At 45.5% G+C, this 12899-nt stretch carries 11 protein-coding genes; 2 read left to right on the top strand and 9 right to left on the bottom strand.

Going from position 1 to position 12899, the window contains the following annotated elements:
* Nucleotides 1–116 precede the first annotated feature (116 nt).
* Complete coding sequence (gene yihA / locus FEF09_RS03390) at nt 117–725, top strand: ribosome biogenesis GTP-binding protein YihA/YsxC (protein ID WP_146303747.1); 609 nt, start codon at nt 117–119, stop codon at nt 723–725.
* Nucleotides 726–741: 16 nt separating this feature from the next.
* Here yihA and FEF09_RS03385 read toward each other — a convergent pair whose 3' ends face one another.
* The 9 genes from FEF09_RS03385 to FEF09_RS03345 form a co-directional block, all read right to left on the bottom strand.
* Nucleotides 742–1152, bottom strand: a complete 411-nt coding sequence (locus FEF09_RS03385) for a hypothetical protein (RefSeq protein ID WP_146303745.1) — start codon at nt 1150–1152, stop codon at nt 742–744.
* 138 nt (nt 1153–1290) lie between these two features.
* On the bottom strand, nt 1291–1764 hold the full coding sequence (locus FEF09_RS03380; protein ID WP_089811827.1) for a ribonuclease H-like YkuK family protein: 474 nt from the start codon (nt 1762–1764) through the stop codon (nt 1291–1293).
* A gap of 279 nt (nt 1765–2043) precedes the next feature.
* Nucleotides 2044–2412 (bottom strand): CoA-binding protein, encoded by a 369-nt coding sequence (locus FEF09_RS03375; protein WP_146303743.1) that lies wholly within the window; start codon nt 2410–2412, stop codon nt 2044–2046.
* An 84-nt stretch (nt 2413–2496) separates the two neighbouring features.
* Nucleotides 2497–3441: a TIGR01777 family oxidoreductase gene (locus tag FEF09_RS03370; RefSeq protein WP_146303741.1), complete on the bottom strand. Its 945-nt coding sequence runs from the start codon at nt 3439–3441 to the stop codon at nt 2497–2499.
* Between the two features lie 64 nt (nt 3442–3505).
* Nucleotides 3506–4012 carry a GbsR/MarR family transcriptional regulator gene (locus FEF09_RS03365; protein ID WP_146303739.1) on the bottom strand — a complete coding sequence of 169 codons (507 nt, stop codon included), beginning with the start codon at nt 4010–4012 and terminating at the stop codon, nt 3506–3508.
* Between the two features lie 793 nt (nt 4013–4805).
* A complete protein-coding gene (locus FEF09_RS03360) occupies nt 4806–5195 on the bottom strand; it encodes a VOC family protein (protein WP_146303737.1) in 390 nt (129 codons plus the stop codon).
* A 162-nt stretch (nt 5196–5357) separates the two neighbouring features.
* Nucleotides 5358–6995 carry a pyruvate dehydrogenase complex dihydrolipoamide acetyltransferase gene (locus tag FEF09_RS03355; RefSeq protein ID WP_146303736.1) on the bottom strand — a complete coding sequence of 546 codons (1638 nt, stop codon included), beginning with the start codon at nt 6993–6995 and terminating at the stop codon, nt 5358–5360.
* Between the two features lie 85 nt (nt 6996–7080).
* The gene (locus tag FEF09_RS03350) at nt 7081–8970 is read right to left on the bottom strand and encodes a DNA polymerase III subunit gamma/tau (protein ID WP_146303734.1); all 1890 of its coding nucleotides are present in this window, start codon (nt 8968–8970) and stop codon (nt 7081–7083) included.
* A 122-nt stretch (nt 8971–9092) separates the two neighbouring features.
* Nucleotides 9093–11192 (bottom strand): M48 family metallopeptidase, encoded by a 2100-nt coding sequence (locus tag FEF09_RS03345; RefSeq protein WP_146303732.1) that lies wholly within the window; start codon nt 11190–11192, stop codon nt 9093–9095.
* Nucleotides 11193–11458: 266 nt separating this feature from the next.
* On the opposite strand from FEF09_RS03345, the gene FEF09_RS03340 reads away from it, so the two are divergent.
* Nucleotides 11459–12844, top strand: coding sequence for a hybrid sensor histidine kinase/response regulator (locus tag FEF09_RS03340; RefSeq protein ID WP_146303730.1), 1386 nt, complete (start codon nt 11459–11461; stop codon nt 12842–12844).
* Nucleotides 12845–12899 lie beyond the last annotated feature (55 nt).

Genomic DNA, 12899 nt, shown 5'->3' with positions numbered 1-12899 from the left:
CGCAAAGTTAGGAGAAAATAGGTAGAAACAGAGAAATGCGGGCAATAACTAAATTTTCATGAACTTTGCGCTAAACCTCAATGATCTTATGGTCATTGACTATCGATTGAAATATTATGATCATCAAGAGCGCAGAATATCTTATCAGTAATGTTGACTGGCAGAAATGTCCTACTCCGAACCTTCCGGAATATGCCTTTATCGGCCGTTCCAACGTAGGCAAATCTTCCCTGATCAATATGCTGGCGAACAATGAAAAGCTGGCCAAGACGTCCGGCACACCTGGTAAAACGCAGCTGATCAACCATTTCCTGATTAATCAGGCATGGTATCTGGTCGATCTGCCGGGTTATGGTTTTGCAAAGGTGAGTCAGTCTCAGCGCAGATCATGGGAACAGATGATCGAAAACTACCTCCGTAAGCGTGAAAATCTGGTAAATATATTTGTACTGATAGATAGCCGTCATACGCCGCAGAAGCTGGATATTGATTTTGTGAACCAGCTGGGCGAATGGCAGATTCCTTTTGCTCTGGTATTTACCAAGGCAGATAAAAGCACACAGGCGGAAACCAGCCGTAACATCAAGGCATTCCTGAATAAGCTGCGGGAAACATGGGAATTCCTGCCGGCTCACTTTGTGACCAGCACAGTAAAGAAGATGGGCAGAGACGCCATTCTGTCATTTATTGACGAAAATAATGTGCAGTACAAGACGATTGCATAACCTGAGCCGCCTGAGCTCATGGCCTTACTCTCACATATATCTGACCGATATGTACATTGGAATGTACAGATAACAGGGATAATGTATCATTGCCACTAATGGTGCAACTGAAGATTTTTGGATTCCAGGGATCGCTGTCTGCCACGAGGTAAGGTTGGTGATCGCTTTTCAGCGCCATCAGGAAAGTTTCCCGGGAAATAAGGCTGTCGTGTTTATAACGCAACATGTTGTTGCCATCAAACTTGAGGATGGTAAGACTGCTGCTGTCTTCTCTGACCTGGTCAGCTCCGCTGGCTGATTTTGAATAAAGTAATCTCCAGCTGCCCTGTAATTTCTGGGAGGAGTTCTCTGTAATAGTTTCTTTTTTGCACGCGGAATTGGCAAGCACTAATACTAGCAGTAGTATGACAGTTGTGTAGGTACGCATGTTGGACAGGTATTCAATAATATACTGGATATAATTTAGGGAAAAAAAACGAGAAATCAGAAAATTAGGGGGAAAATTCCCTGTTGGAGGCGGCGGGCGCATCCAGCAAGCGTGGAATAAATGATAACTGCCTGTTGCTTAATTCACCACCTTATCCGCACAACAGCTGCTCGCAAAAGCATCCGGTTTGGCTTTGAAGGCAAATCCCATTCCCAGTATATAACCCATTGCTTCACGCAGCGCGAGGTTACTCTTGAACTGAGGATTTGTGTTGATGTCAGCATGCACTTCCATGTCTACATCGTAGTCCGTAAACATGTCACAAAGCTCGTAGGCAATTTCAATACTCTTGGCCACTTCAATGAGCATACGCTCTTTGATGGAGTAAGCATCACGCGTTTTTTCATTGTGGATAAACATGAAACCTCCATGCCCTTCACGCAGAAAAACGATCACAGTAGCAAATTCTGTTTCCAGACCTTTTACCTGTGAATCTGTACCTATGCATACTTTTAAGTGAAAGCCCTTGCCGGTTTCCCGGATAATTGCCTGGCGCACTTCTTCCTTAATGGGCAGTTGAATCGGTTCGCCGTTGAATCTTCTCCATTTCATGATAATATATATGATTAGAGTGAATAGGCGTGGTCGTTAAAACAATACAATAGCCGGTCTGTCGTATTAAATCCTTGCTGGCGGGGGAACTTATTGTATAAGTAATTTACAAAAAATAACTCATGATTCAGGTAACAGCTACGGAGAATTAATGGGAGCTACGGACAGGGAAATGCAGTAAGCAGGGGGAAATGCGCTGTCAAAGAGGGAAGAAGGGGAGGAAAAGAGCAGTTGAAGACCATGTAGGACAGCCTTCAACTGCAGTAAGTTTACTTTGAATTAATATTGACCGGTGCTCAGTAACACGAGTGTACACGCTTCCACGGGCTCAATACCCTTACTGGTAGCCAGCGTGGCCAATTCGTCATTCTCGGTACCCGGATTGAAAATGATGCGTCTGGGGTGCAATTCCAAAATGTAATCGTAGTATTCCCGCTGTAGTACAGGATTCATATATAGAGTAACAGTATCCACATCAGGTACTACCGGGTGTTCTTTCGTAACAGGCGTTGCGCCTATCAGCGCTTCCCGGTTTCCGATCGCCAGCACAGGATGTCCTTTCGCTGTCAGTCTGGATACAGCCAGATAGCTATATCTTTCCGGATTGGGAGAGGCGCCTAATACAACCGTAAGTTTCTTATCGCTCATAATATTAAGATTTAAATGCACCTACCAGCGTATAAACACCGGCAGGTGCTTCCTATATAAGAGCAAACATTAAACCATCCTCATTTATATCAGGTGATACCGCCGCCTTGGCAGTTTCCCGATAATTTGTTTCATGGCAGGCTGAAGCTCAGGATACCTGAATACAAAACCCGCCTGTAATGCCCGTGTTGGCAATACCCAATGGCTTTTCAACAGCAACTCTGACTCGGTACCGATGATTTTTGCACCTATTCTTAGCATCCATGGGAAGGCTGGCAGACCGAAAAAATGACCGGCCGCTTTCCGCAATGCGCGCATAAACTCCCTGTTGGTAACAGGATGGGGGGCGCTGCAATTAAACGTGCCATCCAGCTCCGGATGCTCATACAGCCATTCTATCATGCCACAGATATCATCGATATGCACCCAGCTGAATTGCTGATGACCAGTTCCCTGATAACCGCCAAGACCGAATTTCATCAGGTTCATAAAAGGTACCATCACACCTCCCTGATGCCCGATTGTTATGGCTATACGCAGTATGGCCTTACGGGTGTGTGGTGTTTTGGTTTCGTTGAATGCAGCTTCCCAGCGTTTACACACCTGCACGGAAAAATCATCCGCTATTTCACCGGTGAATTCGTCCATTGGTCTGTCTTCTGCATGCCGGTAGATCGTGGCAGATCCCGCATTGATCCATAATGCCGGCGGATGCTGTAAGCTACGGATAGCCACTCCCAATACCTTAGTAGCATTGGTCCTGCTGTCAAATATTTCTTTTTTGTTCTCTTCTGTATAACGGCAATTGACATTTTTCCCTGCCAGATTAATCAGTAAATCTGCATGCTCCAGATAACGGGACCATGTATCCAGTGTTTTACCATCCCACTGTACATAGGTAATGCGCTGCGTGTCGTTTTTCGGGTGACGGGTCAATATCACAATGTCATTATCATTACCAAAGTATTCGATCAGGCCCGTTCCGATAAAACCGGTTCCTGCTGCAATGACGATTTTTTTATTTTTCATGGTAATCAGGTTAATATTATTTTCGAACTTTCAATAAAAACTGAAACATGTAAGCAAAAAAATATTACTTAAAAAGTTTCATCAGTGTACCGTAAAACCAGCTTTCTTCTGCCTTTACAAAGGAGTTGATGGCTCGGTCAGTCTGGTGAGCAAACTTGTTAAGATTCTGGATCGAATCTTTGAAAGCCTTTACATGTTTATCTTTTGCATCACCCTCGACTTCCTGTAATTGATTCAGGGTTTTGATGATCGGCTCCAGTTCGCGACGCTTCCTTTCACGGGCGATTTCTGTCGCCACCTTCCAGATGTCTTTCTCCGCAGTAAAATATTCTTTACGTTCACCGGGAATCAATACACGATCTACCAATCCCCAGTTGATCAGTTCCCGCACATTCATATTGGTATTGCCCCTTGAAATGTTCAGTTCCGCCATGATCTCATCAGCACTCAGCGGATCAGGCATGATCATGAGCAAGGCATGGATCTGTGCCATGGTGCGGTTGATGCCCCATTGAGCGCCTAATGATCCCCAGCTTTGTATAAACTGTGCTTTTGCTTCAGCCAATTTCATGTAAAATCCTCCGTTTTCTTACATCAAATGTAATGCTATGTTTTTGAACTTTCAAAAGAAAGTGAAAAGAAGACTTCGTTATATATTGTTCCGTTTAGGAGAATTCCAGTCAAAAAGCGCCCCTTTTCCATTTAAAATGATGGTTGTCATCCGGAAATCAGATGATGTTCCTGTTCAGGACATGTGGATAACGGCCCGTCAGTAACAAAGACACAGATGTAAGCAGAAACTCTGACAGATAAGCAATGATAATAGCTGTCAGAGCAGCCCTTTTCTATTTAAAATGATGGTTGTCATCCGGGAATCAGGTGTAAGGAGATGTTGCTGTTCAGGACATGTGGATAAGGGTCCGTCAGGTAACACAGACACAGGTGTAAGCACAAAATATAACAATAGGCAATGATAATAGCTGTCAGATCAGCCCTTTTCTATTTAAAATGATGGTTATCATCCGGGAATCAGGTCTAAAGAAATGTTGTTGTTCAGTATATGTGGATAAGGGCCCTTCACGTAACACAGACACAGATCTAAGCAGAAAACCTGACAATAAACAGCTGTCAGCACGCCCCGGCAGCCGTCTGATAATATCTGCAACATATAACAGACATTAAAATAACCAGCTATCCCTCAGATATGTGGATAACAGAAAGCATTACACTAAAAAAGAGGCTGATTTGAGGGAATTGAAAAGGAAATCTAAGTTCGGTGTGGATAACAGGAAGTGTACTGAAAATAGATGGATAGTGGAATTCAACGGACAAACGATCAGGTTTTCCCAAAATACTGCGGATAGTCAGCTTCTGGAATATAGGGCGACCCTGTTACCATCCGGGTCAAATATGATGGCAAAATATCCCATATCCTGTATCTCGGATACCGGGCGCTTATCCAGCTCTATTTTACCCCCCGCTGCTTCTACACGATCAAGTACGTCGCTCAGGTCATCGCCTGCATGCAGATAAACCAGTGTACCGCGTTGACTGGGAAAGTATTCGGAACCTTGTACAATGGCTCCTCCTACACCGTTCTGTTGTCTGTCAAATTGAAAAAAAGCCTTTCTTTTAAAGCCAAGTTGTTCCTCAGGCATTTCATAGTTGAATATGTAGCTGTAGAACTTCCGGGCCCTGTCAAAATCGTGTACAGGGATTTCGAACCAGCTTACCGCATTCTTAGGAATCTCCATTGATATTTTAGTTGTGGGGGCTTCCTTAAATTTAAACATTTCTATATCAACTCCCAAATTCTGGTATTGAATAGCAGCATGTTAAGTTGATCCGTACGGTATAAAACAAACAGGCGCCCCGTATGACGGGACGCCTGTTTTATAGTTAGTTTTTGATATAAACTATACCAGCATAGTTACCGGATTTTCCAGATAGCTCTTCAGTGTAGCCAGGAAACGTGCGCCTACTGCTCCGTCCACGCTACGGTGGTCACAGCTCAGGGTCAGCTTCATGATATTTACAGCTTTGAACTGTCCTTTCTCGGAAACAACGGTTTCTTTGATACCACCTACTGCCAGGATTGCGGAATCCGGCGGGTTGATAATAGCAGTGAACTCGTCGATACCCATCATACCCAGATTAGAGATAGTAAAGGTATTACCAGAGAAATCCTGTGGCTGCAGTTTTTTGTTTTTTGCTTTGTCGTACAGCTCTTTCGCATCAGCAGCGATCTGGCTCAGGGATTTCTGATCCGCAAAACGGATCACCGGAACGATCAGACCATCTTCGATAGCCACAGCAGAACCGATGTGTACGTGGTGGTTCTGGCGGATGAAATCCCCCATCCAGCTGCTGTTAACATCAGGATGCTGACGCAGTGCCAGGGCAGAAGCCTTGATCACCATATCATTGAAGGAGATCTTAACAGGCGATACTTCGTTGATAGCTTTACGTGCTTCAATCGCTTTATCCATGTTAATATCTACTTTTAGGTAGAAGTGAGGAGCTGAGAATTTGCTTTCGCTCAGGCGTTTAGCAATTACTTTACGCATCTGGCTCAGCTGGATGTCTGTGTGACCTTCCTGACCTGCAGGTGCAAATGCCGGAGCTTTTGCAGCAGGAGCAGCACCTGGTTTCGCAGCAGCAGCCGGAGCAGCGGATGGAACAAAGCTATCAACGTCTTTCTTCACGATCCTGCCACCGTCGCCGGAACCAGTTACTTTATTGATATCAATACCTTTCTCTTCAGCCAGTTTCTTAGCCAGCGGAGATGCTTTCACACGACCGTCTTTATTTTCAGAAACCTCAGGAGTAGCTGCAGGAGCTGCAGATGCAGCCGGAGTTGCTGCTGGTGCTGCCTGAGCGGCTGGTTTAGCGCCACCTGCGCCTTCAGCAGCGAGGATAACGTCTACATTGGTACCTTTTTTACCTACTATCGCAATGATGCCATTTACCTTGGCAGCATCACCTTCTTTTACGCCCACATAAAGGAGTTCACCATCAGCATAACCGATTACTTCCATGGTCGCTTTATCAGTTTCCACTTCTGCTAATACGTCATCGCTCTTTACGGTATCGCCCACTTTTTTGTTCCAGGCTACGATCTTACCTTCTGTCATGGTATCGCTTAACAGCGGCATACGGATAACAGTAGCGTTTTTCAGTGCTTCAGCAACAGCTGCGCTGTCTGCGGTGCTTGCGGCAGGAGCCGGAGCGGAAGCTTCCTGAGCTGCTGGCTTAGCCTCAGGTGCGGCCTGGCCATTATTATTTCCTCCACCCAGTAAAGACTTGTAATCTTCACCTGGTTTCCCTACAATAGCTATAATCTCATTTACTTTAGCAGCCTTACCTTTCTCGACACCAATATATAATAGAGTACCTTCCACATAACCCATTACTTCCATGGTGGCTTTATCTGTTTCCACCTCAGCAATTACGTCGTCTGCTTTTACGGTATCACCTACCTTTTTATGCCATTCCGCGATCACCCCTTCAGTCATAGTGTCACTCAAAAGGGGCATTCTGATAACTTCTGCCATAGTATTTATCCAAATTTTGCCCAAACCTACAAAAGAAATGCGAATTGTGAAAGTTAGATTACGGAAGATATTTCCGTAATCGCCTTTAAAAATCCAGTTCCATATTCAACTTCTCTTTCAGTTCCTTCACCAACGGATATTTTTCCGTCATTTTCAGGAACTGCTCACGGCTGGAAAGTGGCGCGGGGCCAATATCCTGCGTTTGCTGTGTCTCATCCAGCTGTAAGGTCAACACAATTGCGGGGTTCTGAAATTTATCTTTAAAGAAAGCTGAAATTGCCAGTTTTTCTTCTTCCATGAACCGGAATTGCACAATATTTCTGCTCACAATGCAGATTTCCTCCGCACTTTGCAGTTTAATCGCCGCCAGCTGAAGATTACTTACAACTGTCATTTTGTTAGCCTGCCGGAAACGATCGATGAATTCGTCCCAGTATACCGATAGGGCGCCGGCTGTCATCGGAATGATGGCTTTGGCCGTTTGCGTCTGCTGTTTTGATGCCAACGCCTCCTTCATCGCTGCCAGTCCCGTCAATTTAGGCGCATTGGTTGGCGCCTGCGTTGGTTTCGGTGCGGTAGCCGTAGAAGTTGTAGTATTATAAGAAGAAGTGTGCTGTGTATTGACCGGCTGTTGCTGTACCGGTTGCGGCGTCTGTGTAACTGCCTGTGCCGGAACGCCTGTGTTAGCTGCCGGCGTTTCTATCGTCAGTCTGGCTTCATTGGCAGCAATGGACGTGGTCGTTGCCGCTTGTCCGGCTACCGGTTTTGCTTCCGGAGCTGCCTGGACGAAAGAAGATCTTAGTTTCTGGGCCGGGGCACCATCAGCTACCAGTTTTTTTTTTACGACCTCTCCGGTCTGATCATCACTTACCAGCGTTACTGCCTGTTGTAAGAAACAAAGCTTGATCAGCGCCATCTCCACATGCAGGCGTTTATTGCGCGCCATACGGTAATTGATCTCTGTATCATTCAGCAGATGAAGGGCCGTAATCAGGTAGGACGGACTGACCTTGCCCGCCATCTGTTTGTAGCGGTCTTTCAGATTACCGGATACTTCCACAAGATGTAATACCTTTTCATCCTTGCTCATCAACAGGTTACGGAGAAATTCCGACCACCCGTTCAGGAAGTTATCTCCCTCAAAACCCTTCTGCAGGATCTCATCAAATATCAGTAAGGCAGTGGCTACGTCCTGTTGCAGTACAGAGTCCATTACCCGGAAGAAATAATCGTAATCAAGTATATTCAGGTGCTCCAGCGTATTCTGGTAAGTAAGATGTCCGCCGGTAAAGCTGACAATCTTATCCAGTGTGCTCAGCGAGTCACGCATACAGCCGTCAGTTTTCTGTGCGACCAGATGCAAAGCATCAGGTTCTGCCTGAATATGCTCCTTGCCACAGATCTCCTGCAGGTGATCAACGGTATCCTGAATGGTAATGCGTTTGAAGTCGAAGATCTGACAACGGCTCAGGATCGTTGGAAGGATCTTGTGCTTTTCTGTGGTTGCCAGAATGAATATAGCATAGGAAGGTGGTTCCTCCAGCGTTTTCAGAAACGCGTTGAATGCGGAAGAACTGAGCATGTGTACCTCATCTATGATATAGATCTTGTATTTTCCCGCCTGCGGCGCAAAACGTACCTGCTCCACCAGCGTTCTGATGTCGTCTACGGAGTTGTTGGACGCGGCATCCAGCTCGTGAATATTAAAAGAACTTCCTTCATTGAAAGAAGTACAGGAATGACATTGATTACAGGCTTCGCCATCAGGCTGGAGGTTCTCACAGTTGATTGTTTTGGCCAGAATACGGGCACAGGTAGTTTTACCCACACCTCTCGGACCGCAGAACAGGAAGGCGTGCGCCAGCTGACTGTTGCGGATCGCATTTTTTAGTGTGGTCGTAATATGTGATTGTCCGACTACGGTTGAAAAATTCTGTGGACGGTATTTACGGGCTGAAACGATAAAATTCTCCATATATGCAAACGCATTCGCGAAGGTCGAAAGTACAGAAAATTGTCGATAGTCCCTAGACAGTGCCGTACAGTTCCCGGTACTTTCCACAGACGTAATTATTTACATATTAAGAAAAGAAAGTGTCAATGAGGGATTGACAATTCACTGTGGTCCAGACAACGATACAGAAAATCCTTCTTTATCAGTGTGATACTATTATTATAATGGTCTGACACGGCCGCACTGATCTCGTGCATGATCTCCAGTTCTTCCGGCAATGGTATATGCTCCTGCAGATAAGGATACTGGTAATGTATGAAATGCGCTACGCGCTGTTGTAACTCAGGTTCCCAGAGATCACTGATCTGATGCTGGTATAACAGGTCGTGCAGCAACTGCTGTAACTGGTCAGCCTGTTCCCGTAACATCTGCAGGGCTGCTTCCGTTTGCGGAGAAGCCGTTTCAGTGTCGGCAAACGCCGGAATATGCTCCACCATCATACCAGCAACTTCATTGAGCAGAGCCGCCCGGGACTGATGTACCAGAATAGACCGGTATTGGTCCTGTAAGCTGGTAGCTGCTTCTATCGCCTGTTGCAGCGCAAACGTATAATGGTAACGGATGGCCAGCAGGTCATGTTTACGTAACCACTCCTCATCACGCACAATCTGATGTTGCAGTTTTTCCAAAATCCTGAGGGCTTCCTGACTGCGATGCTGTACATGCTGATAGGTGAAATGCGTTACCTGAATAGCGCCGCTGATGATAGCCTGTAAAGTTGCAGCATCCTGTAGATCCCTGAAATAATGCCGGATACGCTGCCGGTGATCTTTTGTATACAGGGTGTTTAATGTGTATAACGTCTGTTCTTCTTCTGAAAACGGCTCTAATCTGCCGGCAGGAATATCAGAAAAAGGCCGGTTGTCAAAATAGTTATTATACTGTGCCGGAAAGGCATACTGCTCATGCACATCTTCAATTTCCCGGATCACTTCACCCGGTGATACCCATTGTTCCGGCGTCGCCTCGGGCGCCAGCAACTGATAGATCTGCTGCGACATCTGTTCCTGTAAAACATCGGCGTTATGGAAAAGCGTCCATGCACTTTGCGGGATCTTCACGCCGGGAATATTGGCAGCCAGATAACGTTCTTCTCTTTCTTCCTGTGTGGGGTGTGAGGCCCACTGATCGCGGAACTGTACCTGACTCTTAACAGTGGTACTGAACTGATCATCGTTGTACTGCGGTAACTGCTGGTGATCAAGTGGGGCACTATGCTGCTTTGCATGGTATTTTATCAGCATACTATGTGCTTCGTAAATATTACGCACAAAACGATGCTGGTGCGACCATGCACTTACTTTTTGCAATAATTGCTGAAAACAGGCATTGCTCATTTCCGCTCTCCGCATGGCTGAGATAGCTGTTTCCGTTCCGCAGATAGAAACAGCCACTTCGTCCGCATTAAATTCCATTTCACGGCTTAAACGCATATACTGCCGGTTGATCAGCTCGTGCATGTTGCGGAAAAGGAAATGCAGACCGGCTGCCATCAGCAAAAACAACCGCGATAAAATGGCCGCTATCAAACCTTTGTTTGACAACCAGATGATAGCATTACGCCATCCTTTATTCTCATAAAGGATGTTATAGATTATTTTATTGATCGTATAGACGTGTAATACAAGCCGCATACTCCTCTGGGAGAAATGTCCGAATTCATGCGCCAGTACCATTTTGAATTCCGAGATGTTGAGACTGTTCACCATGCCTAATCCAATGACCAGATTTTTGTCTGTATCAGCAAACAGGCCTATCCCTTTTGGTGAATGAAATACCACTGCATTTACATCCGGTACCAGATAGACTTTTTCCGGTAAAGGTGTTTTTGTCTGTTTGACAAGTTTATGGATAAAATCAAACAGCACAGGTTGTTCCTTTTCCGTCACAACAGTACGATAAGGAATAGTGGTTTTATGCCGGTGGAAGAGGAAAAGAAGGATAAATACTGTCTGCATAATACCCAGCAGTATGATCACTGCACCGAGTATCAACATTAGTGTGCCGGACAAGCCCTGGTAGGAAGCATACAATATAATAGAGCTTCCGCTCCAGGTGCACGCTGCCATCAGCAGCAGGGAGCATAGTAATAAAATAATATAGGTGATGTAAAACAACAGGATACCTCCGGTCATTCTCAGCACCTCTTGTCTGAAGTACATACCTGGCGCCATATTACTCATATTCACAGCAGTTCTTGGAGTCTCTGCATTAGTTGTTGGACATAGTGTTAACAGGTTGTGGAATAGTGCTGTCAACGCATGATAAATATAATTCTATTTTCTATGCCGGAACATAACACGAAAGGGAAATAATTTTCAGGTCTCACCGCTTTTAGTTAAATTCGGTACATCGTAGCGTCTGATAATAGAACGGGTTTAGAACCGCCTGGAACTCTCTCAAATTGTGTGTTTAACGCCAACGTTTTTTCAACCTTTAAATACATACGATGTATCGGTCGGTTGCTTTTGGACATACCCCGTTTACACTCCCCGTATTCGTGATTGTGGATGTAATACCAGTGAACCACTTTTCTATTCCGGCAGTTATCACTGTTTCTGATCTTTCCTTCGTTATACCTGTGCTATCAGTAGCTGTACTGTTGATTGCACTTTACTATATCTGGTATCTCCGTAAACAGATAACACACATAAATCGTACCGGGAAAGCGCTGGCGGACGCGCGTGTTAACATGATTAACAATATCAGTCAGGAAGTGCGCACACCTCTGAATGCCATTATTGGTTTCAGCGAACAATTACACTATACTACTCTGGATAGCGCACAGCGCGAGATGCTGTTGGCGGTAGAAAATGCTGCCGGTACACTCAGTCGTATGCAACAGCATTTTCAGGAACTGGCCTGGTCTCAGCGTGGGGAATTACAGCTGGATACTTATCCATTTTCACTATACAAAATTTTCACCGGTACTACCGAAAGAGCCCATGTACAGGCAAAGGCCAGACAGCTCACTTTTGAAGCTGTGTACGACGGTGACAAACAGTTACAGGTAGCCGGAGATGGCGAACGATTAGGCCGTCTGATATCGATCCTGCTGGATAATGCGATCCGTTATACCGACGCAGGAAACGTCCGTTGCCTGCTAAAAATAGATCAGGAGTTTGCCGGAGAAGCAAGGGTGCAGATCCGTGTCAGCGATACCGGACTTGGTATTTCGCCTGAAAGACAAACAATGATATTTGAGCAGTATCTGCACAATACCGTGCCACAGGCAGGTTCTGTGCATGGTACCGGTATCGGACTGGCACTGGCAAAAGCACTCATCACATTGCATCATGGCGAAATACTGCTGGAAAGTACACCGGGAAAAGGCAGTTGTTTTATCTGTAATATCAGCTATCGCGTAGTGCCGGTTCCGCAAACAGTGATCATCACCCAGAAAGAAGTAGAACAACTCACCGGTCAGCTGATGAAAGGTCGCTATCTGCTGGTAGCAGATGATCAGGAAATGAATCTGGCCCTGATGGACAAGATCCTTACCCGCTGGCAATGCCGTTTTGATAAAGCGCCGGATGGCGCTGTTGCATATGAGCTATTTGTCAATAATAATTATGATATGGTTCTGCTGGACCTGCAGATGCCCCGTATGACAGGGCTGGAAGTCGTGAAAAGAATAAGGGAGGATAAAGAACCGCAGAAAGCACATGTTCCTGTGCTGGCCTTGACTGCAGATACTACGATGCCTGGCAATCAGGAGTTTATAGATGCAGGTTTTGATGATTACCTGCTAAAACCCTTCCGTGAAAAGGAAATCTATAATGTGATCATCCGACATCTCCGCGCAGAGAGTGCTTTTGTTAAAACCGTACATTGAGGAAATGCCCGTCTATGGCCATTTTGAGTAGTATGTCGTTGCATAATAACGTTGC

The sequence above is a fragment of the Chitinophaga pinensis genome (genome assembly GCF_007896845.1).
Taxonomy (GTDB): domain Bacteria; phylum Bacteroidota; class Bacteroidia; order Chitinophagales; family Chitinophagaceae; genus Chitinophaga; species Chitinophaga pinensis_C.
Note: the sequence above shows the minus strand (reverse complement) of the source record. Positions and strands in the feature narration are given on the sequence as shown.